The organism is Pseudomonas sp. TH41, assembly GCF_016650695.1.
Taxonomy (GTDB): Bacteria; Pseudomonadota; Gammaproteobacteria; order Pseudomonadales; family Pseudomonadaceae; genus Aquipseudomonas.
Map to the genome: position 1 here is coordinate 562016 of NZ_JAEKFH010000006.1, position 26996 is coordinate 589011.

Consider the following 26996-nt stretch of genomic DNA (forward strand, 5'->3'; position numbering starts at 1 on the left):
CCTACCCCAGATAACGTACGACGACCGCCCGATAGGCGCCATCCAGAGAGTAACCGGCGACCACCGCGTTGCCGTCGGCCTGCACGGCCAATGAGTTCGCGGTATCAAGGCTGCGCCCGAGGCGGGTACGGACCCAGCCGCCGTCGCCGAAGTCCCCATCGAGCAGCCCGTCAGGCCGGTGTCGGGCCACAATGAAGTCAGCTTCGACACCGCCAATCGTTGCGCCCACCGTCAGCATGCAGCCGTCCGGCAGTGCCTGGGCGGCGGTCCACGCACTGTGGCTGATTTCCAGCAGTCGAGGTTGGCCGCTGTTGTAATGACTGTCCGGGCGTCCGTTGCCGTGTACTTTCAGTGCCATGCAGTACATGGGGTCACGGGTGCTGCCAAAACACTGCACATCGCCATTTTCGGTTTGGACGATCTGGCTGACCTGGGTGCTATGCCCCCGCGCGTTGAACGTCATAAAACCATCCACGGCGAAACTGTCGTCGAGTTTGCCGTCGGCGTGATAGCGGGCCAGTAGGCCCTCTTCAGGAAAATTGATCGATCCGCCTACCAAAATCCGCCCATCCTGTTGTACGAGCAGACTGCTGATCCAGGTGTTCATCAGCAAGTGCCTGACAATCACGAAGCCGCGACCGTTGAAGGTGTTGTCCAGTGAACCGTCGGCGTTGAGACGGATCAGCAGACCGACATGATCGGCCAGCTCGAAGTGATGATTGGCCAGCAGCAGGATTCGACCATCCCCCTGCACGCACACATCACTGGCCTCGACGCCCGGTAAACCGGGTGGTAGCCAGGTGTCGCGCATGCCCTCGGAAAGATTGCCCGGCAGGCGCACCACGCAGTATCCGTTGTCGCCAAAACGTTGGACCGGGTGGCCTTGCTGATCAAACAACGCCAGGGCGGGGAGGGTCCGGTGGGCATTTTCGTACTGCAGACCGGTCACTAGAATGTGTCCGTCGGGCAGAAGCCTGACGTTGTCGGCCATGGCCTCGAAGCCGCGCTCGAACTGGCCGATCACGCTGCCTTGCTTGCCAAATGCCAGATCTGCCGAGCCATCCTCAAGCAGGCGAGCCAGGCCAAAACGGCTACCCTCTGGCGTTCCCACTTTAGCCGCCACCAGCAATCGGCCGCATGAATCAATCGCGATCCCGTTGGCCATGCTTGATGTGCTGCCGGCGAAATACACTTGGGTTTTGCCCTTGCCGGCAAAGGTTGCATCGAGTGTTCCGGCGGCGTTCCGTGTGGCAGGTAGAGCAAACGCGGTCTGGATTGACATGCACGCATCTCCTTGCGAGTCGTCCTGATCCAGGAGTGGGGTGGCGACCGTACAACATTCAATCCCTGAATGACTGGATGCACAACTGACAGAACTAATAGACGGAGGGTCGCTGTGTGCCAGAACGATGTCTTTTCGAACCACCGGCAAGCCTGCCAAGTAATGGAAGGCCTGGAAGTTGTAATAAACAGATGTCGTCAGTGTTGATGGCGAGAAAGGCCAGCTAACTAACGATGAAGGGGAGGGTGCGGATTACCACGAAGTAATCCGCAAAACATTTAGTGCGGCATCGACCACGACTCAAGTGTGTAGCCTTCCTGGTTCAACTCGGCGCGGGCCTCTTCGAGCAGGCGTTCAAGTTGTTCAGGGTCGGTATAGGTGCTGCTCGGAATCTGCTTGCGGCCTATATTGTTGTTGGTACGGTCGATTACGGTCAGGCTGAGTTCGCCGTTACCGTCCTGTGGCGCCCAGGCCACGCACTGAAAAGGCTGGAATGCGCGGTCGGCAATCAAAAGAGCTTCATTGATGCGGAGCGGGGCGTTCATGGGATTTTCTCTCTGTATGCCCAATCAAGTGATGTGCCGGCGGTTGGGCGTACCGATCGGCTGGTTACTTGTACTGATGCCCGCAACCGGGGTTCGGGTCACACACAATCAAAAGAAATTTCAACTTTCTTTCCTATACCAAGCAAAAGGGCTGGTGTTGAAAGCTCAATGAAAGACTGGACTCGTTAGCAGACTAACAAAGTCTTGTCTTATAACTCATTAGCCAATACCCCTATAGTCAAACGGTACAAGCCCACGTCAAATTCTTGCTAATGTTACAGCCAGGTCCGCCAAATGACTGTTTTTAATAATATTTCATATATTTGGCGCCAAGGAACAGACATGAGCGAAGCGCCTGCCTTACGACGTCTATTAGTGGTAGATCCGTGCAACGACTGCCATGAGTTGTTGCCCGGTTTACGCGCTGTGGGTTGGGACGTTGATAGCTGTACCCTGGAAAATGCCGGCGACAAAACCTGCGATGTGGGGTTGTTGCGCTTGCAGCCGTTTCATCTTGAGTGCCCGGATGCCGTCAAAGAGCTAATCAGTCGCAGCGGCACCGAGTGGATCGCCGTGCTGAATCAGGAAGTCCTGCGGCTGCAGAATGTCGGGGACTTTGTTTGCGAATGGTTTTTCGATTTCCACACCTTGCCGTTTGACGTGTCCAGGGTTCAGGTGACGCTGGGCCGGGCCTTCGGTATGGCCCGTCTGCGAGGGCAGGGCACCGTTCACATTGATCAGCCTGAGCACGAACTACTGGGCGACAGCAAGCCCATTCGTGAATTGCGCAAGCTGCTGAGCAAACTGGCTCCCACCGAATCCCCGGTGTTGATTCGGGGTGAAAGCGGCACCGGTAAAGAGCTGGTGGCCCGGACCCTGCACCGACAATCCCAGCGTCACAGCAAACCCTTTGTCGCGATCAATTGCGGCGCGATTCCCGAGCACTTGATCCAGTCCGAACTGTTTGGTCATGAGAAGGGCGCCTTTACCGGTGCCCATCAACGTAAGGTCGGGCGGATCGAAGCGGCACATGGCGGAACGTTGTTTCTCGATGAAATCGGTGACCTGCCGCTGGAGCTGCAAGCCAATTTGCTGCGCTTCCTGCAGGAAAAACACATTGAACGCGTGGGCGGCAGCCAGCCGATTCCAGTGGATGTGCGGGTGTTGGCGGCGACTCACGTCGACCTCGAGGCCGCTATCGAGAAGAAACGCTTTCGCGAAGATTTGTACTACCGCCTGAACGTACTGCAAGTTGTCACCGCACCACTGCGTGAGCGCCATGGCGATTTATCGATGCTGGCCAACCACTTTTCCCACTTCTACAGCCATGAAACCGGTCGCCGTCCGCGCAGCTTCAGTGAAGACGCCTTGATTGCCATGGGCAAGCATGACTGGCCGGGCAATGTGCGCGAGCTGGCCAACCGGGTTCGCCGCGGGCTGGTGTTGGCCGAAGGCCGGCAGATCGAGGCGCGAGACCTGGGGTTGATCAGTCAGCAGAGCGTTGCCGCGCCGATGGGCACGCTGGAAAACTACAAGCACCGGGCAGAGCGCCAGGCCTTGTGCGATGTACTTAACCGCCACAGCGATAATTTGAGCATCGCCGCCAAGGTACTGGGGATATCCAGGCCTACCTTCTACCGTTTGTTGCACAAGCATCAGATTCGCTGAACGCAAGATCAAAAGATCAAAAGAGCAAAAGATCGCAGCCTTCGGCAGCTCCTACATGGATTGGCGTACATCCTGTAGGAGCTGCCGCAGGCTGCGATCTTTTGATCTGCGTATCACCAAAAAGCCCCGCTGCGATTGAAGTCGCAGCGGGGCTTTTGTTGTGGATTAGAAGTAGTACGGGAATTTCAGGCTGAAGGAAAAGTCTGGTGCGTCCTCGGTCAGTCCGATGGCCAGGTTGGGAACGATCGTCAGGTTATTCGTTGCTGCCAGGGTCATGCCGATGTTGAAGTTGGCCGAGTTGTAGTCACTGTTGGTAATCGATTGCCAATCGCCGCCGTCCGGCTTGATCTTGCTCTTGCGCGCGAACTGATCAGTGAACGAGAACGACATACTCATCTTCTCGTTCAAGGCGAATGCAATGCCGGCGCCGACCTGCCAGGAATCGCCCAGTTTCACATCCCCGGGTACCTTGGAGTCGACCTGAGGGCTGATGTCGCTGAAAGAGTCTTGTATGTTGTAGGTGTAGGCCAGGCTGCCGAACAGCACGGCCGGGTCGAAGGTCTTGACCAGCGAGATACCCGGGGTGATCGACCAGACACCATTGCCGGTAGGCAAGCTCTGGGGTACCGAAAGGTTATCGTTGCTCGGGTCATTGACTAGCTTGATGCCGTAAGGGTCCTCACCGGTCGGCGCCTTGACGCGAAACGTAAAGACCGCGTCGGGCAGACTGGCCGACTCATCCAGAAACTTGTAAGCAACGCCAACGTTCACATCGCCGATGGTCGGGTCGCGGGTAACGGTTGCGTCCGACGTCACCGGGCCTGCGCCACCGGCGCCACCGGAGGAATACGTTGATTCGCGATAAACGATGGGCACGTTAATGTCGAACTGCCAACGTTGTGCCACGTTGTAGCGGGCGGTCAGGTCCAGTGTCCAGTTGTCGGCCTTGATGCGGTCGAGGTTGATGTTGCCGAGAAAAATCGAGTCCAGTGCCAGAAACCCGTTGAGCGCCAGTGCACGGGTATCGTAGTGCGTGTAGGTCAGGCCGGTTTCGACACTGAACTTGCCGCCGCCGAAAAAGCCGCTGGCTTCGTCATACAAGTTGGAAACGCTTTGTGCCGGCTCCGAATCATCTTTGAGTGACTCCCCATAGGAACTGCCCTTGGCTCCGCTGGCGGCGACCGACTGAGCGCCTTTTACAGGTTCGGCCGGGGAGCGGGTCAGGCGTTTAGGGGGAGGTGTTGCCGGTGCTTCTTCGACTTGTTTAACGCGCTGTTCGAGTACCATCAGCGCGTTCTGTTGTGCTTCGTAACGCTGTTTCAGCTCCATGAGTTCTTGTTTTAGGGCTTCTACCTGGGGGTCCGGTGCTGCTTGCAGCAAAGTCGCCGGGACCAGGGTACTCAAACAAACGAATGCTCTGAACGTGAACGATCTGTGCATGGGTTAGCCGTCCCTTCTGACTACATTTGATGAGACTGAGCGTAGATCAGTATCCGAGAGCGTGTAGACCTTTAAGCTGTTCCAGGTTGCCGTTCATCGAACCGGTTGACGGTAGGTTATCGCGCAGCACCACGTTGATCGACATCAGGTTGTTTACCTGGTTGCCACCGCCGAGCAAGGTCGCGTTTTGCATCAGCCCACCCTGCGCAAGGCGTTGCGCGAGGTTACCCTGGTTATTGTTGGCCACGATGTTGAGTTGCACGCCCACGCCGGTAGCGGAAATGCTCAGCGCCCCGGCACCGTTGGAGCGGGTCATGGTAGTCCCCGCGGCCAACGCTTGCCCCTGGGTGTCCATCGCGGGTGCCTGGTTACCTTTCTGGACGTTGAGATCAACGTTGTTGTAAGCGCTGTTGTTGTCGCCGGCAGCTCGCACCACTTGAGTGACGCCCTGGGTCGTGCTCAAACCGCTGCCGCCGCTGACGGTACCGGTGCCCTGAGAAACCGCCGAACCATCACCTTTTTTGTCGATCATCGATACGTAGAACTGCGGTTTGATGGTCGATTGTTGAATTTGCATCGAAGAGGTTGCTCCGATTACGTCACCGCTGGCATTTTGCCAAGTGCTGGACATGACAATCCCGAAGCTGATGATTCGTCCCGGCATGACATAGCGGCCACGCAGGGTTGCCAATTCCTGATCCTTCAGTTCGATAGGCTTGAACATTTGAGCTTGCGTCGGCAGGCTAGCGGCCAGGCAGACGACGGCCAGCCAATATGAGGTCTTCATTGGATGCTCCCGGAGCTTCATGCTCCCTTGTCATTAGAAGAAGTCGCTCTGAATGAATCCGAAATCCAGCAACTCCGCGTCCGGCACCGGGTTGAAGGCGTTGATCTTGTTCCGGGCGGTCAAAGGCATAGGTGGGTCGAGCAGCGCATTGGTTTTGTCATAACCTTGGCCGATGACGGCGAAAATGATGCCGTTCCAGCCTTTGATAAAATCGTCGAACTTGTAGCGTTTGTGACCCAGTACCGGATCACCGACATACACCCAGTCCTTGTCGCTTCTTTGCAGCACTACGAAGTGCTTGTAGCCACGGATGTCCATGAGTACCACGACCGGAATCCGGACGTCTTTCAAAGTCTCTGGCGCTACCCGGTAACCACGGGCGCGCATGCCGATACTTTCCACGTAGTGCTTCATGTCGAGCATGGAAAAGCCCTGCACGCGGACAAGATTTTGATCGGAGTGTTCCAGCATGCCTTCGATGATTTGTTCTTCGTTCACGTCCAGCCAATAGGCCTGACGCAATACGGTCGCCAGCGCAGCTGCGCCGCAACTGAAGTCGGTTTTCTGTTGCACCAGGTCGGCAAATTTACGCTCGCGTATGCTCTGGATCGGCTTATACACCACCGCGCCGCCCGGCAGGACGGAAAGCGGCATTTGTGCAGCCTCGTTCACACTGGCCACGCAAAGCAAAAGTGCCAAGGCGATAATGCGCATGGTGGGGCGCCTTCTGGTTGGGTTGAAAAAGGCCCCCATAAGGGGGCCTCCAGAGACAGCAATTAGAACGATTGGTTGGCAATGGACAGCGAGTTGCTTTGTTGGTTACCCACACCAGCAGCTACGTTGACGCCCAGGTTGCCACTGCCGCCATTCACCGAACCACTCAGGGTTGCAGTGTTGGTCACAGGGTTTGCCCAGCCAGTTGGAGTCAGCACTTGATAGGAGTAAGTGTTGCTCAAGTCAAACGCACTGCTCTCACTGTAGCTCTTCGAAACGTCTTTCGAAGACGCAGACGCTTTCGCGCCTGATTTGTCGTACGAAGAATCAAACGATTTCGAGAACGAGGAGTCTGCCGCTCTTGCGAACGACGAGTCTCCCGATTTTGAGAACGAGGAGTCAGACGATTTAGAGTGCGATGTGTCGAGAGATGCATCGACCGATGCGTTCAGCGAAGCGTCAAGCGATGCGCTGGCAGTCCTGCTGCGGGTGTGATCGCCACTGCCATTATTCCAAGTAACACTTCTGGCAGCATCCGCCGATGCGCTCAAAGTAGCGTCCAGACTGGCGCTCAAAGAAGCACTGCTAGAAGAGCTCGAATCCCTGCTCTTGGCACCGCTCACATCAAAGCTATTGGAGCCGCTTGCATCAAAGCTCCTGGAGCCGCTTGCATCAAAGCTCTTGGAACCGCTTGCGGACCAGCTGCTGGAAGCGCTCTTATCAACGCTCAAATCAGATGACTTGCTGTAAGAGGCACTGCCGCTGGCTGTTTTGGTAACCGTCAGCGTATCCACTTGGAATGTACGATCGGCGTTGTTAGTCACTGTCAGACCAGGACTGCTTTGAGTGGCAGAGGCGGAGGCTGTTGCGCTACCGAGCGGGGCGTTGGAGTTGGCAATTGCCATGGTGTTTTTCTGTTGGTTAAGGTCGCCGCCAGCAACGTTGATCCCCATATTGCCGCTGCTACCATTACCCGATCCGCTCATCGTGCCAGTGGCGGTGCTTCCGTAGTTGTAGACCTGGTTATTGTTGCCATATTGCGTGACTTTAGCGGTGGCAGTGGCCGTGCCGAACACGAAGGTGTTATCGACACTGGAGGTGGAGGCAGCGTTGGCAATGGCGGCCGCGTTGTCTTGTTGGTTGCCGTCGCCTCCCGCCACGTTGACGCCGACGTTACCGCTGGCGCCTGTGGCAGAGCTGCTCATCTCGGCTGAGTTCTGAGTCCCTTGGTTGAGGACGCGGTTGCCGGTACTACTTTGGCTATCCGTTGCATTGGCAGTCGCATAGACAGGGATCTTGGTTGGAGGAGGGGTGTGTTGGTTGCCGTTATTGTGATGGCCATGGTGGTGGCCGTTGTCATCGCTTTGCCCCGCTTGTACAGCAACAGCCATGACCGCAGCGATTGCGAAAACCAGAGGCTTGATTGCCATTGAAGGTTTCATGCTTGTTCTCCGTACTCTATTTTAGGTAGTTAAGTGTTGTTATTACCTGTTTGGGTCAATCCGTGACCCGTACGCTCAGGATGTTCGCCGTTCGGTTTGCCACCCCGGCGCTCTGATTCAACTGGATCACCCCATGGCTACCGGTGAAGGCCTGATCGCTGGTAGCGATCTGGCGATAGCCTGGTGCAGAGTCAGTTGGATCGGAGTTGGTGTTCAGCGTCACGTTCTGTTGCATGAGGACGCTGTCGTCGATACTTTGCGGCTGTGCACTGATGCTTATGTGCAGGGCATTGGCCTGCTGGTTGGCGGCGCCCGCGCTCTGGTTGACGCCCAGTACGCCGTTGCCATTGCTGAAGGAGTTGCCTTGAATGCTGGATCGAGCATCGATCCTGGGGTCGACCGGCGTACGCAGCCGTTGGCGAATCTGTGTGGAAGCACTGGCGTCTTTGCCAATGGCGAAAGCCCGGGCGTTGGCCTGTTGCTGCACATCGCCCGCCGCCTGGTTGACCGAGAGGTTGCCTTGGTACTGCGAGCCCGAACCGTCGATATCGGCGTTATTGATGACGGGAGGTTGGGCAAAGGTCGATGCACTGCAAAACATGGCGAGAATCAGCAGCGTACGATTCATCTTAACGGTCTCCCGTTATGACTTTGAGAGCACCCAGGCCTTGCTGGATGTTTGAATTGACCATGTTGGCAATACCGTTACCCGAATTTCCCGAATGTCCCGCGGAGAGGTTGGAAAGTTGGGACTGGCTGCTGATATTGCCGCTGAGGTTGTTGGTGTTTTGAGTGACCAGGCGGGAGATGCCTGCACCACTGGCGACGCTGGCGAAGTCGCCGTCGCTCAACTCGTTCGTTTGGTTAAGGATATGTTGGGACGGGTTGGCATTGACGGTCGTGGGGTTAGGGTCGGGAGCCAGCGGTGCACGCGTTGCCATGCGCGGTTGGACATCACGTTTGATAACAATGATGCCGTTATCAGCTTGTACAGGCAGGCTGACACTTGAGCCCAGTGCGCATCCGATCAGCAGCAGGCCATAGATACGTTTATCAAGTTTCCCCACGGCGGCAATTCCTTCTGTAAGTGGAACGCTGGCCCTATCAGCGTTGCGAGGAAGAGAGCAGAAGGTGTGCCGGTTTTTGATTTTCTTTTTAAAACAGTCGGTTGGCTTTAATTGTCGAGGTGGTCAAAAAAAAGTTGTAACGCCACTGAGACAGAGCCACGCAAAAGCGCCGCCCATGCTGGCGGCATTGCTCGCTGAAGGCTGCTGAAGGCAGGTTGTATCAGTGGCTTAACATTTTCTTGCCGAAGTGATCGAGCCGCTTTAGCTCGCGGGTTTACGCGGGGTTGGTTGTTTCAGGAATGGACATTTTCGGCAGGGCGTGGACCCCCTGTCAGGCTTTGAGCAAGCGCGCCACAGCCTCGAATGCCGCGTCCTTGCGCTGTTTCCAATTGCCTTGCAGTACCTGGCAAGGCTGGTGGTGCAGGTCAAGCCATTGGCGGCTGGCCTGGAAAAACGCCTGGCGTTCTGCCAGTTGCGGTTGGCAACGTTGTCCGTCGTCATGCCAGGGCACGGTTTCAGGACTCAGCAGTAAATGCAGGTCGTAGTGCCGTGCCAGCAATGCTTGCTCGATCCACGTCGGGCAAGCGCCAAACAAAGTGCGACTCCAAAGGATATTGCTTAGAAGGTGCGTATCGAGAATCAACAGTGACGGTTGTTTGGCGCGTGCTTCATCTTCCCAAGCCAGCTGTCCATGCGCTATGGATGGAATGTCGTCGTAGCAGGTTACGCGGGCTTCACTGTCGATGAAATGCCGAACGTATTCACCGACCAATATGCCGCCAAAATTGGCGTGAATCTCGTTCGAAAGCCAGCTTTTGCCGCTGGATTCCGGTCCTGCCAGCACCAGTACTTTCATGTACGCAACGCCGGATCGGCGCGCCATTCGCGCCAGCCTTGTACCGCAATCAGGAGGAACAGTGCGTAGAGCCCGGCGGTCAGGTACATGCCTTTATAAATGAAGAGCCCGACGAAGATCACATCCAGGGTCATCCATAGTGGCCAGCATTGAACGCGCTTCTGCGCCATCCAAAGCTGCGCCACCAGGCTGAAGCCCGTCAGCGCAGCATCGAGCCAAGGCTGCGCTGCGTCGGTCCAGTGGGCCATTGCCGCGCCCAGTGACAGGCTGCCGAGCGTGCCGATGGCCAGACCGAACACGACCGCTCTTCCCTTGAGTTGACTGACCTGCCGACCCTGCTGCGTTTCCCCCGCGCGCGTCCACTGCCACCAGCCATAGAGCTGCAAGGCGGCGTAGATCACCTGCAGCAGCATGTCCGAATACAGCTTCACTTCGAAAAAGATCCAGCTATAAAGCAGCACCATGACCAGACCGATCGGCCAACACCAGGGGTTCTGTTTGACGGTCAACCAGACGGCAATGACACCGAGGGCGGCGGCAAACAGTTCAAGCCCGGACATGGGGGCTCCTTGGGGAAATCGAAGAGGGGGCGGATTGTACCGGGTAAGGGCAAAGTTTGAAGATCAAAAGATCGTCCGAACGCCGATGCTGGCGCCGAATGAGAAGATGAAGTAAGAAAATAGGAGGAGGGCGGGTTGGGATAGGTAGCCTTGCTGAATCCATCGCAGGTTTTATACAGTCTGGGTCGACTCCGGCCATCCACGATCAGCTGCAATCGACACTTCGCAGATGTTCAGCCAGACGAAATCAAACCCGTCCCTTTCCCACGAAATGCGCGCTCTGCAATTCACAGCTTGTAGCCAATCTGCCGCAACAAGTTCTTGCGCCACAGGATGTCTTCATCGCCTTCAATGTCATTGGCACAGAAGCCATCCACTACGCCCAGGATTGCTCGCCCTTGTTCTGTCTCCGCGAGAATCACTTCGGTTGGATTGGCTGTTGCACAAAAAATACGGCATACCTCTGGAACCATTTTGATGGTGTTTAACACGTTCAGCGGATAGAAACCGTCGCCTAGGAAAACGATGAAGCTATGGCCTGCGGCGATGGCTTTCGCATTCTTCTGTGCAAGTTCAATCATTGAGGTATCGGTGCCAGACCATCGCACCAGGCATTTGCCAGAGGCTTCACAAAAGGCCACGCCAAACTGGATACCTGGCACGGTATTAACCAGCGCTTCGTGGATGTCCTCGACGGACTTTATGAAGTGCGTCTGACCCAAAATGAAGTTCGTCACATCCGGCTTATCGATTTTCAACGTGATGAGTTGCATCTCAAACGCCTCCTTTCACGATGTTGCTACCAGAGTCTGGCAGCAAACCAAGCATAGCTACTCATTTGTTATGGCGGTGCATGGCGCCTCTTCGATGCACACCCTACGGGAACTGACCATCCTGCAGTTGATCAGTCAGGCGATGGCCAACAAACGAGTGGCGCTGACCTTGGACATTTCGACAGGGGGGCTTTTGACATCAAGGCCACGGGTGCTGGACCAAATTGATCCGCTGTAGGAGCTGTCGAGTGAAACGAGGCTGCGATCTTTTGACTTTGCTCTTAAAAAACAAGATCAAAAGATCGCAGCCTCGTTTCACTCGACAGCTCCTACGGGGTGCCGCGGCGGCCGATCAATCAGGCGGCAGGGAGCAGGCCTTTCTGTTTGGCGACATGCGTCGCCATTGCGTCCATCAAGTCCGGGGACAGGCAGTCATAGGGCTCCAGGCCGATCGAGCGCAGGCGCTCACGGATCGCCTTCATTTGCGCTGGCGGTGTACCGGTTTCGATGATGGAGGAGACGAACGCGGCGAAACCCGGCGCAGCCCATCCGCTTTGGGGAGAGAGCTCGGTGTGGACGAAGTCCAGGCCATAAAACGCATGGTCCTTGTTCTCGATGCGCCCAAAGAGATGGGCGTGACACTGCTTGCAGGCGTGGCGCTGAATGGTGGCGGTTTCGTCGACAATTGCCAGTTTTTCGCCGTGGGCAGTGACGCTGACCTTGTCCCGAGGTACCACGGCGATGACGGCGAATGTCGCGTCTTGCGGTTTCCAGCATTTGCTGCAGCCGCATGCGTGATTATGCAGAGTTTGTGCGTCAATCTTGACCTCGACCTTGTCGGTCGCACACAGGCATTGGAGGGTGCCACCTGTGAAATTCGCGGCGGCGGGTTGGATACCATTGTCCAGTGCAGGGTGAAGTTTCAAGGTGGCCATGCTGGTGTCTCCTTTTAAGGGTGTCCCCAGATAAAGAATAGCGTGCCGTTCGAAGCGATCCTCTCGCGAATCCGGTGCTGGACCAAATTCATCCGCTGTAGGAGCTGTAGGAGCTGTCGAGTGAAACGAGGCTGCGATCTTTTGACTTTGCTTTTGAAAAACAAGATCAAAAGATCGCAGCCTCGTTTCACTCGACAGCTCCTACACAGCTCCTACACAGCTCCGACAGGGGGAAGGGGGCCGCGTACCTCTATCCGGCCACGGTTCAATGTCACCCTTGTCTTGTTTTTCGAATGCACAAATCCCCTTTTTTTGTTCTCAACACATCGAGTATTCCACTCTGACACATCATTTAACTTATGGGCGATGACCGATGTTCATAAGCGGCTGTAACCCTGGATTTTGAGACCCGTTAGCCAGAAATCAGGTTAGAGTGTTCATCAATGTCTGTTCATAAGGGCCCTCCACTCGATTCGCGTAGTCGCGCCAAGCGGTTCCAGCGAACGAACCGGGCAAAAAAAACCGTATATCAATCGTTGTTTTAAGAATGAATCGTCCGCTGTTTGTTTCTCTAGATGGGCCCAAGGGAACCGGCAAAACCACACTGTTGGAGGCCGTTACGAAAGTACTGAGGGCAGACAACAAAAAGGTGATCCGACTTTGCGAGAAAAAAAGCGATCCCTATAGGGGTGAAACGATGGCCCTCGTTAACAAACTCGTCAGAAATCCCACCCGGGATTTGGAGTTGGGGGTTTGTGAGCGCTTTGCGGATAGCCGTACCTGGATTTCCCAGCACGTGCTGGCTAAACAGCCACCAGGCAGCATCATCTTGATCGATCGCTGGTACCCGTCTGATGCCGCGTTTCGCCGGATAGTCCCGTTTGCAGAGATTCTACAGTTGAACATTGATCGAAACGTGCGAGTGCCAGACCTGCATGTCGGGGTTGTCACCGCCCCTGATATTTCATGGGCGAGGGCAGCGGCACGACGGCGTGGGCTGAGCAGTACGGTGATCCATAAGCTGGAAGAACATGTCGCTTGTACCAAGGCGTTCGAGCGAGCAATTGCAGATCACGGCTGGGTTTTATGCCGTAATGAAGGAACGATCGAAGACGCAACGATGCAGGTGATTTCTGAGATTTATAGAGTCCTTCGATGCCAGTAGGCGAAGTTGATGAGCTTCGTTTTTCATGCTGGTGGGCGAGGCGCCAGCCGACATGGCCAAGCGGGTAGGTCTGGGCAAACCCTTCGAAGAGGGGTTCAACGGGTATCGAGTGTTTCTCAGTAAAAGCGTCTGGTCGACGGGCAAGGGCTTTGAGCTGAACTGCGGTATCGCCACCCTGGATCACAAGGGGTAATCGACATGGCTAATTCGACGTCTGTAACTGATCCACAGTCATTCAGTGAGCTGAATCACTTGTGGTGGGTGGTGGCATTTGCTCTGGTGGTTTTTGGGGGGCAAAGTCGCGCTGGACATCGTGCAGCAGGCTGCATTCGCCGGTCACCCTTTCGTGGCTTACGACGCACCGGGTTGCGGCGAAAGCCAGTGCAGTGATCTTTCCAGAATTTCCATTCCCTTTCTGCTGCAGACTGCCTTGCAGGTGCTCGAGCATTTTGGCATTGAGCGCTTCCATCTGGTCGGCCATTCCATGGGCGGACTGACCGCGCTGATGCTGGCCGACCAGTTCCCGGATCGAGTGCTCAGCTTCGTCGATATCGAGGGCAATATCGCCCCGGAAGCCTGCTTCCTCAGCCGGCAGATCGTCGATTACCCGGCGGACGATCCCGAGGTGTTTTTCGCCGCCTTCATCGAACGTGCCCGGCATGCTCCGGCCTGTGCCAGTGCGCTTTATTCCGCAAGCTTGCGGCACAAGGTGCGTGCCGGCGCGGTACGCGGGATTTTCCAGTCGATGGTCGACCTTTCCGATAATGCCAATCTGATGAGCAAATTCCTCGGTTTGAAATGTCCGCGAATGTTCATGTACGGCGAGCAGAACGCGTCACTGTCCTATCTGCCGCATATCCTGGCCGAGGGTCCGGCTGGCCCCCATTCCTGATTGCGGGCATTTCCCGATGTATTCCAACCCCATCGCGATGTGGCAACAGATCGCCGATTTCCAGGCGAGCAGCCTTACCGGGTGAATCCGGTCGTCCTGAGGGCTTCCTGATCGTTCACGGGAGCGTATCCCTCTTGCCCATGAACCATAGGACTGCAACAAGAATCAGAAGAGGGACAAATCATGACTGAGATTTTTTGCGCATATCCTTTGCCCCTAACTAGCACGCATTACGCGAGCTCCCTTAGCGACAAGCGTAGTCGACCGGAGCCGATTGACTCTGTAGTCAGATGAGATGCCGCAGTGGCTCTAATCCCACTTTCCTCCGTTCTGCAATAGCGCTGCTGCTTTTCCCCAGTGACGCGGCTGGATCGGTAGATACGACCTATTTGTACCGAAAACGCCATCGCTCCGAACTTTCTTTCGATCTTTTGAGTCGACCAAGCACCAACCTGATCAACGCACTCAATGGCGTGTCAGTGGGAATGCCATCGCAGGTGGCCCACAACAGATCGGGTACAACTATAAAAATGGTGATTCTGATGAATTGTCTTATCTGTGTAGGTGTCGCTGAGCGCATTCAGTGCTCTGGCCCTTGGGAAGAAAGAGACTGTCCGGACTGCGGGCGCTACCGAGTCTCGGACGAACTCATATTGACCTTGATGGAGCAGGGCCAGATTTTCGATGTCAGCAAAACTAGGGGGTGGCTTGATAGCAGGCGTGTGGGAGGTGCGATACCTTCTATTGAGATCCATGAAGCGCTGCTGTTGCCTTGAGCGGTTCGAAGTCTGAGGTATTACTCTCGCAATATTGCACGGAGTGTTGAGGGCCTATTTTATAGGTAATTCACATCACTCAATGCTCATGGGCATGTGAATGGATAGTCAGGGCACCAGGTACCTTGGTGCGTTCGAGCCCCCCAGTTTCCAGCCACCGAAGGGTTTGCTCATAGGCACGCTGCAGCAAAGACTCGGTCTGGTCAAAGTTGAACACCGAGACATCCACAGGGCACAGGGGCGGGACGATGTGCAGGCTGGTAAGAGTGGAGGGTTCGGAAGTGATGCCAGCTTTAAGGCCAGAATTGCAAAGGGATCTCCCCAGAAGGGGACAAGATGCAGGGGAGACGTCAGGCGGGCGGTCATGTGGAATCCCGGCAGACCTGCTACAGGACTTGCGTGTATCGATGCCCACCTTGCCTTGAAAGACGTTGCTACCTCAACGCCTTTGTGACGTCGTGCAACTACCTACTGACTGCAACAGAACCGGTTACTCAATCACGCAACAAGCCGCTGTTTTTTACGGTAATCGAGCATGGTCATTCGTCGATAATGCAGTTTTTTTGAAAAGCCCCTTCAACGTCAGCGCCTACTCCCCGCTGCGATGCTCTGCCGATAATTCCTCATCGAATATTCGCCATGGTTGCCTGGTGAGCTGACCGCAAGGTTGATGCTCTCAGTGCCTGGCTCTTGAACGAGGACACACATGAGCATTCGTATCTGGCATCAAAGTTTCACTGTACTGAGCGACCTGGGTGCTTACGACGAGGCCTTGCGTGCGCATTTTCGCAAGGTGGGCCGGCCGGACACCGAGGTCCATATGCATGGTATGCGCCCGGGTACCTACCGTAGTCATTATCCGGGCGACGACATCAAGTATTCGGCCTTGCAGTACTTGCATGGCCTGCAGTTCATGGCTGCCGGCATCAATGCCCAGCGTCAGGGTTTCGACGCCTACGCAATCAGCACCTTGCCTGAGCCGGTTCTCAAGGAGACGCGCAGCCTGCTGGATATTCCGGTGGTGGGCTATGGCGAATCCGCGATGCTGACCGCGTGCATGCTCGGGCGTACGTTCGGGGTTCTGGTGTTCATTGACGAGTTGGCTGAGCAGGTTACTGAAAACGCCGCGCGCCATGGCTTGGCTGGGCGGCTGACGGAGGTGCAACATGTCGGCTTTCGCTTTGCCGATGTGCTGGCAGGCTTCACCGATCCCGCTGAACTGATCGAACGTTTTCGCAGCGCGGCCCGCGGTCTGATCGCCAAAGGCGCTGAGGTGATCATTCCCGGCGAAGCCCCGCTGAACGTACTGCTGGTCACCAACGGCATTAACGAGGTGGACGGTGTGCCAGTGCTCCACTCGCTCGGTGCATGGGTCAAGCAGGCGGAAAGCATGGTGGACTTGCGTCGCGCCAATGGCACGCGCACTTGCAGTCGTGGGCATTTTTCGGCTCAACCAGAGCCTGAGCGGGTTCGGGAAATCTTCGAGTTCTATGGCTTGGGCTCGTTTATACAAGCAGGAGATCTGGCATGAATCGTTATGAATGTGACCTGTTGGTGATCGGCGGTGGGCTGGCGGGTTTTAGCGCGGCCCTGGCAGCTGCCCAAGCTGGCTTGCAGGTGATCGTGCTGGAAAAAACCGCGCAAACCGGCGGTTCATCGGCTATGAGCGGTGGTTGCCTGGCGTTCGCCGGCACCGATCTGCAGCGTGCGCACGGTATTGAAGATTCGTCGAAATTGCTGTTCGACGACCTCGTCGATGTGGGCAAGGGCGAATGCGACGAGGCACTGGTCAAGCTGTACACCGATCACCAACTGCAGACCTATCAGTGGCTCAAGGACAACGGCGTGGTTTTTACCGATGTCATCGAGGCCGCCTCCGGGCAGTCGGTGCCACGGGTGCACAACGTTGACCCGGCCGACATGGTGCGCCAACTGCAAATGGCGGCGCTGGCAACGCAACAGGTAGAGGTCTGGCTACACAGCCGTGCCCGCCGTCTGTTGCGCGAGGACGGTGGCCGGGTATTGGGGGCGAGCGTCGAGCGCAACGGCGAAACGGTCGAGGTCATGGCTCGTACAACGGTGCTGCTGGCCAGCGGCGGGTTTGTCCAGGACCGCGCGTTGATTCACCGCTTTGTCCCGCAATACGACAATGCGGTGTTTATCGGTGGTGAAGGCAATGAAGGTGACGGCCTGCGCATGGCTTGGGCCCTGGGGGCGGCGGTCTGGGGTTGGTCGATGCCCTGTTCCGTCGCGTCGAAAAAGAAGCGGTGGAGGTTTTCTACGGCTGCCGCACTCACCGCATCACCCTCCATCCCGACGGCTTGTGGCAACTCGATTGCCTGGACGGTCGGCAGTTTTCTACGCGCTCGCTGGTACTCGCCACCGGAGGCTTTCACGCTAACCTGGAATGGCGTACCAAGTACCTGGGGCCGGGATGGGATCTGGCCAAGGTCCGTGGGTCGCGCTACAACACCGGTGACGGGATCCGCATGGCCATGGAGGTGGGCGCCGTGGCGCACGGCAACTGGTCCGGTTGCCACGCAGTGTTCTATGACGTCAACGCGCCGCAGATGGGCGACCTTAGCCGCCTAAACCAGCAAAAGAACTACTTCCACCTGGGTGTAGTGGTCAATGCGCACGGCAAACGTTTCGTTGATGAGGGCCAGGATTTTCGCAACTACACCTACTCCAGCATGGGCGCCAGCGTCATGGCGCAACCGGGGGGCGTGGCCTGGCAGGTCTTTGACCAGCACAGCCACCACTTGCTGCCCGATGAATATCGGGTACGCCAGGTAACGCGCCTCCAGGCAGACACGCTGCAAGGGCTGGTCGAGCAGATGGAGGGGGTCAACGGCAACGCGCTGCTGCAAACTCTGGAGACCTTCAACGCTGCCGTGCAGCTCGATGTTCCATTCAACCCGGCCATTCGTGACGGTAGAGCGACTCAAGGCCTGGCGTTGCCCAAGTCGAACTGGGCCAATCCGCTGGATAGACCGCCCTTCGTGGCCTACGCGGTGACCTGCGGCATCACTTTCACGTTCGGCGGCTTGAAGATCAACAGCCAGGCCCAGGTGCTGGACGAAGAGGATCAACCGATTGACGGGCTCTACGCCGCGGGCGAGTTGGTGGGCAACCTTTATTACGTCAAATACGCCGGTGGTGCGGGGCTAACATCGGGTTCTGTGTTGGGACGTATCGCAGGTGCAGAGGCCGCTGTTCAACGAAAGGCGCAGTGAGAAGTGCGTCGTTTACGATGGCAAGCGATCGAGCACCTGACGTCAGGTCATAAGTTAATTGGCGGATTGGCTCTGGCTGCGGGAATACTCATTGTGACTGCCCACTTTTCTTTTGGTGGGAGTGACCGACTGTTGCCTCAGGGGATAGCCAATATCGATTCGTTCGCGGTTGAAGCGTGCAGAGCGGAACCCGATCCGAATCAAAAAACAACTTCCCGCCATGCGTTTGCTATGACTTCTGGAGCATGTATCGGGCAACAAACGAGTAATGAGTTGCTGGAGGAAACAGAGGGTACCAAGGCCTATTTTCGACAGTTCGAACACCAGGATGGAACTCAATGGCTGCCGCATGGTTTTTGAGCATTCAATAGCTGGCCCAAGGTGCTTGCAGTGCACTGGAAGACGCCGTGGTACTGGGGCAGGCTATCAAACAATGAAATTTTGACCTGACGGCAGCCTTCCTCTTGTACAAAACCATCCGCATCCCGCGCACGGCCCGGATCCTCTGGTCGGCCCGCGAGATGGGGCGCCTCTATCACGCCAATTCCCCGGTGTCCTAGAGAAAGGTCATGCTGCGGTGCACTTCGTCAACCCGACCACCGGTGGCGACATCATGCACGCCATCCGCGCCGAGTTTCATCGCTTGCGTGCCGGTGCGGTGTCGGCCGAGCGCCGGGAAGTGGGCTCACGGGTTTCCCAGGTGTTCGAGGGCAGGGGACAGGTCGTACTGGACGGCATCAGCCGAACCCTGGAAAAAAGCGACCTCTTTGTCATTCCATCCTGGATCAGTTGGTCATTGCACGCTGAAAGCCAATTCGACCTGTTCAGCTTTTCCGATGCACCTATCATGGAAAGATTGAATTTCGACCGCGCAATGGTCATCGGTCATTTGGTCTGATGGGACTGAGCCTGGCTGGGCGAGTAGGCGATTTGATTTAGTTGTATTGACCAAAGACCATTGACGCAGTCGGGAAGCACTTATTGTAGTTGTTTCACTGTGCGTGAATGTCTGATTTTTTAAAATCATCACGAAAATTGGGTGGTGCTCAAAGTGTGATAGTTGGAATTTATTCTTTGTTGTTCAACGGCTGGAGCGTGCTATTTTTCTTCATGCTTGCTGTATTTGCGTTCAAACACTAAGGATTGGTAGTAACGCTTTTAATCTTTGAGCGCGCTCATCAGTAGCATTGCTCGGGTATTTCGAATTATCAACTACCAATAGCCATAAGTGGATCCAATAGCCTTAGATTTGTCGGGGGCGATTAAACAGTAATCCATACAATCGATAGTCTGTATTTCGATATTGAATAGTGGTTGCCGTTGCCTCGATAGGTCATGAACGCCTGATAAAATGCACAGATCTTCGGCTAAATGGCTATTTTTAAAAGGTTATTACTAGTAGCTGACTAATTGGTAGGCTGCTATCTATGTGTTAGGCTCGCTGCCTTTCAAGTTGTGCGCGCAACGCGTCTTCCCCTCTAATACGTAATAGAACGCATCCAGTAAGGTTACCAGTGAAGATCAAGATCATAACTGCCAGTGGGTTATTTATATCTATTGTTGCAACGGGAGCCATGGCGCAGGAGCAAATGTTCTCCGCTAACTCTCGATGGATGACCGGCGACTGGGGTGGTCTGCGAACCGAATTACTGGATAAGGGGTATGACTTTCAATTTAGTTATCAGTCGGAAAGTGCTGCCAATCTTCGCGGTGGATATGATCACGATCATACGGCTCGTTATACCGATCAGTTCAACATGGGTGGGGCATTTGATCTTGAAAAAATCCTGGGCCTGGAAAAGGCCAATCTTCAGTTACTCATTACAGAGCGCAGCGGTCGAGATATCACCAATGATCGTCTAACAGACTCACGCACGGGTACGCTCGGTTCCTCGGTCCAGGAGAACTATGGACGTGGCCAGACCTGGCGTATTACCACATTGGCGTATCAGCAAAAATTTCTCGATGACGTTCTGGACATAAAAGTCGGCCGTCTGCCTATCGGCAGTGACTTCGATTCGACAGGTTGTGTTTTTCAGAACAACTCATTGTGCGGTGGCTTGGTCGGTCACGCGTCCACCGTTTGGTACAACTCACCCGTGGGGCAGTGGGGAGGACGGATCAAGGTCAACATCACGCCGCAAATCTACGCCCAGGCTGGCGCCTACGAATACAACCCAACCCTGCTGGAAAGCAACAACGGCTTCAAGCTGAACACATCTGGCCGCCAAGGAACGACCTATGTCAGCGAGGTGGGCTGGACTCCGTCGCTAGGTGAGGCCGGGATGGCGGGAAAGTACATGGTTGGAGGCTACTGGAACAGCGCAACGGCCAATGATGTTCTGGAAGATGCCAACGGCCAAAACAAACAGGTAACGGGTGAGCCGGCAGACCAGCTCGATGGGCGCTATGGCATGTATGCCTACGCTCGCCAGCAAATCACCACCGTGGGCGGTGACGCTAAGCGAGGTCTCAGCCTGTTCGCCCATTACTCCCAGTACGACAAGCGCAGCAGCACCCTGGATTGGCAGGCGCAGGTGGGCGCTATTTATGCCGGTCCATTCGACTCCCGTCCGCAGGATTCGCTGGCGATCGGCTTCAGTGAATTGCACGTCAATCCGGCGCTGACAAAAAATCAGCGATTGCACAACGAAACGCGCAATCTCACTGACTATGACAACCCGGCTTATCAGCCAATCCAGCACGCCGAGTATGCCGCCGAAGTGCATTACGACTTCAAATTGACGCCTTGGCTGATGCTGCGTCCCAACATTCAGTACCTCGCCAATCCCGGCGGCGTTTACCAAGTAGATAACGCCACCGTCGTAGGCTTGACTGTCAATACTGTGTTCTGAGCTGCGGCTTTTCACTTCTTCATAAAACAGGAAAACAACGATGATTCTCAGAGTGACAAGTATCGTGATGGCGATACTGGGTATTGCGCTGCTCTATATGGGCGTACAGCTGATGGCTGCCGGTGGTTCACCAGCGTATACGGTCATTGCCGTTGGCGTGCTAGTGACGGCTGTTCTGATATTCCTGAAAAAGAAATCGGCGCTGACCCTGTATGCGCTGATGATGTGGGGGATTCTGATCTGGATCATCTACGAAGTTGGCTTCGATAAGTGGCAGTGGATTCCCCGTGGCGATCTGTTTGCGCTGATGGGGTTGTGGCTGGCACTGCCTTGGGTAGTCCGTCCGCTTTATCAGGCGCAGACAGCTGCCGATAGCCGCGGTTTTCATCCCTTCCTGGGCGGCACGGTAGGTATAATGATGGTGATCGTGATCGCGGTCATGTTTTATGACCCCTACCCGATACAAGGCCAGCTCAGCAATCCAGTGACGTCACGCAGCACCGATGTAGCAGGGAAGGACTGGGTGGCTTATGGCGGTACCAATAATGGCCAACGCTTTTCCAGCCTGGACCAGATCAAGCCAGACAATATCAAAACGTTATCGGTTGCCTGGGAGTACCACACCGGCGACCTGCGCGATGCTGAAAAAGATGCCAGCGAGTACACCTTCGAAGCGACGCCGCTGAAGGTCAATAACCGGGTGTATCTGTGCACCGCTCATAACGAGGTGCATGCCCTGAACCCAGAGACCGGGAAACTGGACTGGAAATACGCGCCAGAGAAAAACCGCTCCTACCTGCAACAGCATCAGACCTGCCGAGGCGTGAGTTATTACTCTGCAGCCTTCGATAGTAGTTCCTCCGCTGCGGTGCAATGCGAAAAACGCATCATCACGGCAACGGCGGATGCCAAGCTCGTGGCGCTGGACGCGGATACTGGCAAAGTCTGCAATGACTTTGGCGTCAACGGTGTGGTCGATCTGAGTGCCAACATGGGCGAGATTCGCCCACATGCCTTGATGCAAACAGCGGCACCGCTGGTGGCGGGCAAACTGATTGTTGTCGGTGGCTCGGTCATGGACAACGGTTACAACGATGGCAACCCGTCCGGCGTAATCAGGGCCTACAACGTGATCACCGGCCAGTTGGTGTGGAACTTCGATCCGGCCAATCCGGACAACACCCAGCCAATCGCGGCGGATAAGACCTATCCCTATGACACGCCTGTGGCTTGGGGCACCCTGAGTGCCGACATGAAAAATGGGCTGGTCTACGTACCTTTCGGTAATGCCTCGCCCGATGAACTCGGCATCAAGCGTGATCCGAATAGCAACACTGAAAAATTCCGCGATACGTTGGTGGCGCTCGATCTGAACACGGGTGCGTTCAAGTGGAAATTCCAGACTTCGCACAATGACCTGTGGGACCGCGATAACCCTTCGCAGCCTACGTTGGTCGACCTGGGAAAAGAGGGCAACAAACAACCGGCGCTGCTGTTGCCAACCAAGGTCGGTAATATCTTTGTGCTCAATCGCCTGACGGGGGAGCCGATAGTCCCTGTCGATCAGGTCAAGGTTTCAACCCAAGGCGGTGTTCCGGGTGAGCACTTTGCAGCAACGCAACCGGTTTCCAAACTCAACTTCATTCCTGAAGCGCTGACGGAAAAATCCATGTGGGGCATGACGCCCTTTGATCAGATGTCTTGCCGCATCAGCTACAACCAGCTGCATTACGATGGCAATCCCTGGACGCCAAGCACCGAGCAGGGCTCACTTATTTTTCCTGGCAACATCGGCGCCTTTAACTGGGGCTCGGTAGCGGTCGATCCTGATCGGCAGATTCTGATCGCAGCGCCTGTGCGTCTTGCCTATAAATACAACCTGATCAAGCGTACCGCGCAAACAGAAGACAAGCGCCTGTTCACCCAGGACGGAACGCCTTACTGGAACGAAAACTTCAACGGTGACTATGCCATTCATATTCAGCAGTTCGCCTCGGGTCTTGGCGTTCCCTGTATCGCACCGCCTTGGGGTCGTATGGTCGGGGTTGACCTGAATACGGGCAAAACCGAATGGATGCGCCGTACTGGCACCAGCAAAAACCTGAAAACCAGTTTCCTGCCAGGGCGTTTCCCGGTTGGCTTCCCGATGGGTATGGTTGCCCATGGTGGGCCGTTGGTGACTGCCAGTGGTGTGGTTTTCCATGGCGCAACCGCTGATAATTTTATTCGTGCCTACGACATCAATACTGGCGAACTCCTATGGCAGACCGAATTGCCCGCGGGTGGGCAGGCCACGCCATCGACCTATATGGGCAGCGATGGCAAGCAGTATGTGATCATCTCTGCCGGTGGCCATGGCTCCCTTGGGACAACCTTGGGTGATAGCGTGATTGCGTTCCGCCTGGATTAAGCGATCAGTCAAATAAAGAAAGGCCGTGCGCTAACGTGTCACGGCCTTTTTTTGACCTGCCGCACATGGCTTACCAGGATGAAATCTCATTGCCGGAGGGTAAGCGAACCTTTGCGCAGGTATGATGAGAAAAACGAGAGGAGAGCCGATGGACCGATACGCGTCGCGCGAATGGCTCCCCCATGAAAAGCCTTCCTTGCCGGGCTCGCCATCGACCCCTTTGCACTCAAATCCCAAGCGTTTTGCCTATGGGGCAGTCGGCTTGCTGGTAGCCATTACCGGTGGGCTGGGCAACGCGCTGGTCACGGCTAACCTGCAATTTCTTCAGGGCGCGTTGGGGGCTACCACTGCGGAAATGGCCTGGTTGCCGGCCGCCTATGTCATGACCAACGTCTCGATGAACCTGTTGCTGGTCAAATTCCGCCAGGAATTCGGACTGCGTGCGTTCACCGAAGTGTTCCTGTTGCTCTACGTGCTGGTGACCTTTGCCCATTTGTTTGTCAACGACTTGAATTCGGCTATCGCCGTACGGGCGGCCCACGGGATGGTTGGCGCGGCTTTGAGCTCCCTGGGGCTGTACTACATGATCCAGGCCTTCCCGGCGAAGTGGCGGATGAAAGCTTTGGTGCTCGGGTTGGGCGCCTCTCAGTTGGCGCTGCCATTGGCACGTATTTTTTCTGAAGATCTGCTGCAGATCGCCGAATGGCGTGGCCTGTATCTGTTCGAACTGGGGCTGGCAATGACGGCGCTGGGGTGTGTGCTGATGCTCAAACTGCCACCGGGGGATCGTTTCAAGACTTTCGAGCCGCTGGATTTTCTGACCTTCGCTATCATGTCCGGCGGGGTGGCGCTGCTGTGTGCGGTGCTGTCGCTTGGGCGAATTGACTGGTGGCTAGAGGCACCCTGGATCGGCATCGCCCTGGCGGCGTCGATTGCGCTGATCGTTGCCGGGCTGGCCATCGAGCATAACCGCAGCAATCCTTTGCTGATGACGCGCTGGTTAGGCAGTGGCGTGGCCATTCGCTTGACCTTGGCGGTGATCTTGATTCGTATGGTCACTTCCGAGCAGTCCACCGGAGTGGTGGGGTTTTTGCAGGCATTGAACATGAGCAACGAGCAGATGCGCAGCCTGTATTACGTCATGCTGGTGGGGGCTGTATCGGGGCTGGCCGCCAGCGCCCTGACGATCAATCCGCAGCACCTGTTCATGCCACTGATTGTTTCACTGGTATTGATGGCCACCGGCTCATTCATGGACTGCTCGTCGAGCAACCTGACCCGCCCGGAGCAAATGTATTTGAGTCAGTTTCTACTGGCGTTTGGCGGGACATTTTTTCTCGGACCGACCATGGTGCTTGGCACCCGTAATGTAATGACGAACCCACGTAATCTGGTGAGCTTTTCGGTGTTGTTCGGGATCTGCAATAACCTTGGGGGCCTGATTGGTTCAGCGTTACTTGGCACCTTTCAGATCATGCGGGAAAAGTTTCATTCCAGCGTCATCGTCGAGCAGCTGACGACGCTCAACCCACTGGTGCTCAGCCGGGTGCAGAGCGGCGCTGCGGCTTACACCGGGATCATTGTCGACCCGTCGCTGCGCACCAACGTCGGGACCCGGGTGCTATCTGCAGCGGCAACTCGAGAAGCCAATATACTGGCCTACAACGATGTCTTCATTCTGATCGGCAGCATCGCGATACTGACGATGATCTGGATTTTCATCCGCAGTCTGTGGCTGTGGAACGCTAACCGGGCCGCTAATGGGGCTCGCACTTCCGACTCTCGCAGTGGCGCCTCCACGCAATGACCGAACCGACTACTACGACGACCAATGCCATCGCCTCCACTCCCGAGGGAGACGAGCCATCCATTAACCTGGCCACCGAGCCGCGGGCGCTGCGGGTACGCATTCTGTCCTCCATAATCTTCGCCTCGGTTGCCATCATCGGCGTACTTGTGGTGCTCTATGCCTGGCAGTTGCCGCCCTTCAGCAGCGCCATTGTAAGTACCGAGAATGCGGTGGTGCGTGGCCAGGTCACCATTATCGGGCCGCAACTCAGTGGTTATGTATTTGAAGTGCCGGTGCAGGACTTTCAGTTCGTTAAGGCCGGGGACTTGCTGGTGCGCCTCGATGACCGGATTTACAAGCAACGGTTGAACCAGTCGCTGGCGCAACTCGAACAGCAAAAGGCCGCGTTGGCCAATAATCTGCAGCAGCGCAAGAGTGCCGAGGCCACCATCATCCAGAAGCATGCGGCTATCGCCAACAGCGATGCGCAGGCGCGCAAGAGTCAGGCTGACCTAGGCCGTAATGAAGAACTGATCCGTGACGGCTCGGTGTCGCGTCGCGAACTGGACGTGACCCGCGCCGCTAATGCCCAGGCGGTTGCGGCGCTGGCCGAGACCAATTCGGCACTGGAAATTTCCAGGCAAGACTTGCAGACCGTGATCGTCAACCGGGCCTCACTGGAAGCGTCGGTCCTCAATGCCGAAGCCGCAGTGGAATTGGCGCGTATCGACCTGGACAATACCCGCGTGACGGCACCGCGCGACGGTCAGTTGGGGCAGATCGGCGTACGACTGGGCGCATACGTCAATTCGGGGGCGCAGTTGATGGCACTGGTGCCTGATACGCTCTGGGTGATTGCGAACATGAAGGAAACCCAAATGGATAAAGTCCGTATCGGTCAGCCGGTATCTTTTACCGTCGATGCCCTGAACCACCTCCAATTGCGTGGTCATGTGCAGCGTATCTCGCCGGCCACCGGTTCCGAATTTGCACTGCTGCAGTCGGACAATGCCACCGGCAACTTCGTCAAGATCGCTCAGCGTGTCCCGGTGCGCATCACCGTCGACCCGGACCAGGCCGAGGTCAAGCGCTTGCGGCCGGGGATGTCGGTGGTTGTAAGTATCGATACCCGAAATAGGGAGGAGGGTGATCGAGAGGAGGCTGCTGCATCGCATCCCTGACACGGCGCTCGAACAAGGCGTCGAGTCTGCACGTAGCTCCGTATGTTTAATGAGGTTTTGTCTGAGGCGACATTGAGTTTGGGCTCGTTCAAGACATCGTCTTCCATCTTCAGCCCATTCACGTTCTCTTGCTTCCTCTTCTTCTCGGAGGCGGATAGCTCTGTATGCGGTTCACCTATGAGGGCGACTCGGCCGGAGGATGCTCGTAGGTAGATGACAAGACAGCACTGAGTCGATCACCCGACAGATTATAGGCGGTTCTTCTCTTCGGCATAGTCGTGATGCAGGTAGTGGCGCCTAACTCGAGAGCCGGCCATAACAGATTTTGGTAGCGATCAATGACGCTCAGGCTGCCCCCCAAGGCCTGCGTCATTGTTGCGCCGGTGCGGCGCAGGTCAGGCGGCGTGTCCACCGTCGGCAAGGACCAACGTATCGTCGTCACACCGTCTGGAGAGGGCCTTGCGATTTTTGAAACGGGCCTGGCGATCGCTTACCTGTTTGCTCACCACTTTCACGGCAACATGCCGATCATCCTGTTTGTTGCGGAAAACACGTCAAACTAACCCAATAACAGAGCAGCAAAGGTCAACGAAGGGCCGAAAAACCACTCAATGTGGTGAGTA

At 56.0% G+C, this 26996-nt stretch carries 23 protein-coding genes and 4 pseudogenes; 13 read left to right on the plus strand and 14 right to left on the minus strand.

Annotated features, from left to right (window positions below; all coding sequences use genetic code 11):
* Position 1: 1 nt before the first annotated feature.
* Together JFU37_RS26465 and JFU37_RS26470 are read right to left on the minus strand one after the other, a co-directional pair.
* Positions 2-1282 (minus strand): hypothetical protein, encoded by a 1281-nt coding sequence (locus JFU37_RS26465; protein ID WP_201119982.1) that lies wholly within the window; start codon positions 1280-1282, stop codon positions 2-4.
* A gap of 278 nt (positions 1283-1560) precedes the next feature.
* Positions 1561-1827, minus strand: coding sequence for a hypothetical protein (locus JFU37_RS26470; protein ID WP_201119983.1), 267 nt, complete (start codon positions 1825-1827; stop codon positions 1561-1563).
* 342 nt (positions 1828-2169) lie between these two features.
* Between JFU37_RS26470 and JFU37_RS26475 the strand changes: the two genes are divergently transcribed.
* On the plus strand, positions 2170-3495 hold the full coding sequence (locus JFU37_RS26475) for a sigma-54 dependent transcriptional regulator (protein WP_201119984.1): 1326 nt from the start codon (positions 2170-2172) through the stop codon (positions 3493-3495).
* A gap of 165 nt (positions 3496-3660) precedes the next feature.
* Here the strand turns inward: JFU37_RS26475 and JFU37_RS26480 are convergent, their stop codons facing one another.
* The 10 genes from JFU37_RS26480 to gfa form a co-directional block, all read right to left on the minus strand.
* A complete protein-coding gene (locus JFU37_RS26480; protein ID WP_201119985.1) occupies positions 3661-4935 on the minus strand; it encodes a hypothetical protein in 1275 nt (424 codons plus the stop codon).
* A 46-nt stretch (positions 4936-4981) separates the two neighbouring features.
* On the minus strand, positions 4982-5722 hold the full coding sequence (locus JFU37_RS26485; protein ID WP_201119986.1) for a hypothetical protein: 741 nt from the start codon (positions 5720-5722) through the stop codon (positions 4982-4984).
* Positions 5723-5755: 33 nt separating this feature from the next.
* Entirely contained in the window at positions 5756-6436 is a 681-nt protein-coding gene (locus JFU37_RS26490; protein ID WP_201119987.1) for a C39 family peptidase, read from the minus strand.
* A gap of 62 nt (positions 6437-6498) precedes the next feature.
* Positions 6499-7878, minus strand: coding sequence for a heme utilization protein (locus tag JFU37_RS26495; RefSeq protein ID WP_201119988.1), 1380 nt, complete (start codon positions 7876-7878; stop codon positions 6499-6501).
* A gap of 55 nt (positions 7879-7933) precedes the next feature.
* Entirely contained in the window at positions 7934-8506 is a 573-nt protein-coding gene (locus JFU37_RS26500) for an adhesin (RefSeq protein WP_201119989.1), read from the minus strand.
* Position 8507: 1 nt separating this feature from the next.
* Positions 8508-8945, minus strand: coding sequence for a hypothetical protein (locus tag JFU37_RS26505; RefSeq protein WP_201119990.1), 438 nt, complete (start codon positions 8943-8945; stop codon positions 8508-8510).
* Positions 8946-9276: 331 nt separating this feature from the next.
* Complete coding sequence (locus JFU37_RS26510; RefSeq protein ID WP_201119991.1) at positions 9277-9801, minus strand: AAA family ATPase; 525 nt, start codon at positions 9799-9801, stop codon at positions 9277-9279.
* Entirely contained in the window at positions 9798-10361 is a 564-nt protein-coding gene (pnuC, locus tag JFU37_RS26515; RefSeq protein WP_201119992.1) for a nicotinamide riboside transporter PnuC, read from the minus strand. The genes JFU37_RS26510 and pnuC overlap by 4 nt, the downstream gene beginning before the upstream one ends.
* Before the next feature lie 287 nt (positions 10362-10648).
* Positions 10649-11134 carry an adenosine-specific kinase gene (locus JFU37_RS26520; protein ID WP_201119993.1) on the minus strand — a complete coding sequence of 162 codons (486 nt, stop codon included), beginning with the start codon at positions 11132-11134 and terminating at the stop codon, positions 10649-10651.
* Positions 11135-11490: 356 nt separating this feature from the next.
* Positions 11491-12069 (minus strand): S-(hydroxymethyl)glutathione synthase, encoded by a 579-nt coding sequence (gene gfa / locus JFU37_RS26525; RefSeq protein ID WP_201119994.1) that lies wholly within the window; start codon positions 12067-12069, stop codon positions 11491-11493.
* A gap of 547 nt (positions 12070-12616) precedes the next feature.
* On the opposite strand from gfa, the gene JFU37_RS26530 reads away from it, so the two are divergent.
* The 3 genes and pseudogenes from JFU37_RS26530 to JFU37_RS26540 form a co-directional block, all read left to right on the plus strand.
* The gene (locus tag JFU37_RS26530) at positions 12617-13234 is read left to right on the plus strand and encodes a dTMP kinase (RefSeq protein ID WP_201119995.1); all 618 of its coding nucleotides are present in this window, start codon (positions 12617-12619) and stop codon (positions 13232-13234) included.
* Between the two features lie 25 nt (positions 13235-13259).
* Positions 13260-13427 carry a hypothetical protein gene (locus JFU37_RS26535; RefSeq protein WP_201120093.1) on the plus strand — a complete coding sequence of 56 codons (168 nt, stop codon included), beginning with the start codon at positions 13260-13262 and terminating at the stop codon, positions 13425-13427.
* A 114-nt stretch (positions 13428-13541) separates the two neighbouring features.
* Positions 13542-14211 (plus strand): annotated as a pseudogene (locus JFU37_RS26540) (alpha/beta fold hydrolase); the annotation flags it as partial.
* Positions 14212-14981: 770 nt separating this feature from the next.
* Here JFU37_RS26540 and JFU37_RS30870 read toward each other — a convergent pair.
* Positions 14982-15170, minus strand: a pseudogene (locus JFU37_RS30870) (patatin-like phospholipase family protein); the annotation flags it as partial.
* A 438-nt stretch (positions 15171-15608) separates the two neighbouring features.
* Between JFU37_RS30870 and JFU37_RS26545 the strand changes: the two are divergent.
* From JFU37_RS26545 to JFU37_RS26585, 9 genes and pseudogenes are all read left to right on the plus strand, one after another.
* Entirely contained in the window at positions 15609-16433 is an 825-nt protein-coding gene (locus JFU37_RS26545) for an aspartate/glutamate racemase family protein (RefSeq protein WP_201119996.1), read from the plus strand.
* Positions 16430-17005, plus strand: a pseudogene (locus JFU37_RS26550) (FAD-dependent oxidoreductase); the annotation flags it as partial. The gene JFU37_RS26545 and the pseudogene JFU37_RS26550, both read left to right, overlap by 4 nt.
* A 164-nt stretch (positions 17006-17169) precedes the next feature.
* A complete protein-coding gene (tcuA, locus tag JFU37_RS26555) occupies positions 17170-18138 on the plus strand; it encodes an FAD-dependent tricarballylate dehydrogenase TcuA (RefSeq protein WP_342214985.1) in 969 nt (322 codons plus the stop codon).
* 3 nt (positions 18139-18141) lie between these two features.
* Positions 18142-18498 carry a hypothetical protein gene (locus JFU37_RS26560; RefSeq protein ID WP_201119998.1) on the plus strand — a complete coding sequence of 119 codons (357 nt, stop codon included), beginning with the start codon at positions 18142-18144 and terminating at the stop codon, positions 18496-18498.
* A 217-nt stretch (positions 18499-18715) separates the two neighbouring features.
* Positions 18716-19036 (plus strand): hypothetical protein, encoded by a 321-nt coding sequence (locus JFU37_RS26565; RefSeq protein ID WP_242485832.1) that lies wholly within the window; start codon positions 18716-18718, stop codon positions 19034-19036.
* 616 nt (positions 19037-19652) lie between these two features.
* The gene (locus tag JFU37_RS26570) at positions 19653-20993 is read left to right on the plus strand and encodes a carbohydrate porin (protein WP_342214986.1); all 1341 of its coding nucleotides are present in this window, start codon (positions 19653-19655) and stop codon (positions 20991-20993) included.
* 40 nt (positions 20994-21033) lie between these two features.
* On the plus strand, positions 21034-23403 hold the full coding sequence (locus JFU37_RS26575; RefSeq protein WP_201119999.1) for a membrane-bound PQQ-dependent dehydrogenase, glucose/quinate/shikimate family: 2370 nt from the start codon (positions 21034-21036) through the stop codon (positions 23401-23403).
* Between the two features lie 148 nt (positions 23404-23551).
* A complete protein-coding gene (locus JFU37_RS26580) occupies positions 23552-25210 on the plus strand; it encodes an MFS transporter (RefSeq protein ID WP_201120000.1) in 1659 nt (552 codons plus the stop codon).
* Complete coding sequence (locus tag JFU37_RS26585; protein WP_201120001.1) at positions 25207-26373, plus strand: HlyD family secretion protein; 1167 nt, start codon at positions 25207-25209, stop codon at positions 26371-26373. The genes JFU37_RS26580 and JFU37_RS26585 overlap by 4 nt, the downstream gene beginning before the upstream one ends.
* Before the next feature lie 175 nt (positions 26374-26548).
* Here JFU37_RS26585 and JFU37_RS30875 read toward each other — a convergent pair.
* Positions 26549-26921: pseudogene (locus JFU37_RS30875) on the minus strand (site-specific integrase); the annotation flags it as partial.
* Positions 26922-26996: the final 75 nt, after the last annotated feature.

Bases quoted from the DNA above. Each gene is read 5' to 3' on its own strand.
- JFU37_RS26500 (WP_201119989.1), bottom strand. From the start codon at position 8,506: ATGAATCGTACGCTGCTGATTCTCGCCATGTTTTGCAGTGCATCGACC.
- JFU37_RS26575 (WP_201119999.1), top strand. From the start codon at position 21,034: ATGATTCTCAGAGTGACAAGTATCGTGATGGCGATACTGGGTATTGCG.
- JFU37_RS26480 (WP_201119985.1), bottom strand. From the start codon at position 4,935: ATGCACAGATCGTTCACGTTCAGAGCATTCGTTTGTTTGAGTACCCTG.
- gfa (WP_201119994.1), bottom strand. From the start codon at position 12,069: ATGGCCACCTTGAAACTTCACCCTGCACTGGACAATGGTATCCAACCC.
- JFU37_RS26475 (WP_201119984.1), top strand. From the start codon at position 2,170: ATGAGCGAAGCGCCTGCCTTACGACGTCTATTAGTGGTAGATCCGTGC.
- JFU37_RS26490 (WP_201119987.1), bottom strand. From the start codon at position 6,436: ATGCGCATTATCGCCTTGGCACTTTTGCTTTGCGTGGCCAGTGTGAAC.
- JFU37_RS26545 (WP_201119996.1), top strand. From the start codon at position 15,609: ATGAGCATTCGTATCTGGCATCAAAGTTTCACTGTACTGAGCGACCTG.
- JFU37_RS26495 (WP_201119988.1), bottom strand. From the start codon at position 7,878: ATGAAACCTTCAATGGCAATCAAGCCTCTGGTTTTCGCAATCGCTGCG.
- JFU37_RS26580 (WP_201120000.1), top strand. From the start codon at position 23,552: ATGGACCGATACGCGTCGCGCGAATGGCTCCCCCATGAAAAGCCTTCC.
- JFU37_RS26510 (WP_201119991.1), bottom strand. From the start codon at position 9,801: ATGAAAGTACTGGTGCTGGCAGGACCGGAATCCAGCGGCAAAAGCTGG.
- JFU37_RS26465 (WP_201119982.1), bottom strand. From the start codon at position 1,282: ATGTCAATCCAGACCGCGTTTGCTCTACCTGCCACACGGAACGCCGCC.
- JFU37_RS26585 (WP_201120001.1), top strand. From the start codon at position 25,207: ATGACCGAACCGACTACTACGACGACCAATGCCATCGCCTCCACTCCC.
- JFU37_RS26530 (WP_201119995.1), top strand. From the start codon at position 12,617: ATGAATCGTCCGCTGTTTGTTTCTCTAGATGGGCCCAAGGGAACCGGC.
- JFU37_RS26485 (WP_201119986.1), bottom strand. From the start codon at position 5,722: ATGAAGACCTCATATTGGCTGGCCGTCGTCTGCCTGGCCGCTAGCCTG.
- pnuC (WP_201119992.1), bottom strand. From the start codon at position 10,361: ATGTCCGGGCTTGAACTGTTTGCCGCCGCCCTCGGTGTCATTGCCGTC.
- JFU37_RS26520 (WP_201119993.1), bottom strand. From the start codon at position 11,134: ATGCAACTCATCACGTTGAAAATCGATAAGCCGGATGTGACGAACTTC.
- JFU37_RS26535 (WP_201120093.1), top strand. From the start codon at position 13,260: ATGCTGGTGGGCGAGGCGCCAGCCGACATGGCCAAGCGGGTAGGTCTG.
- JFU37_RS26470 (WP_201119983.1), bottom strand. From the start codon at position 1,827: ATGAACGCCCCGCTCCGCATCAATGAAGCTCTTTTGATTGCCGACCGC.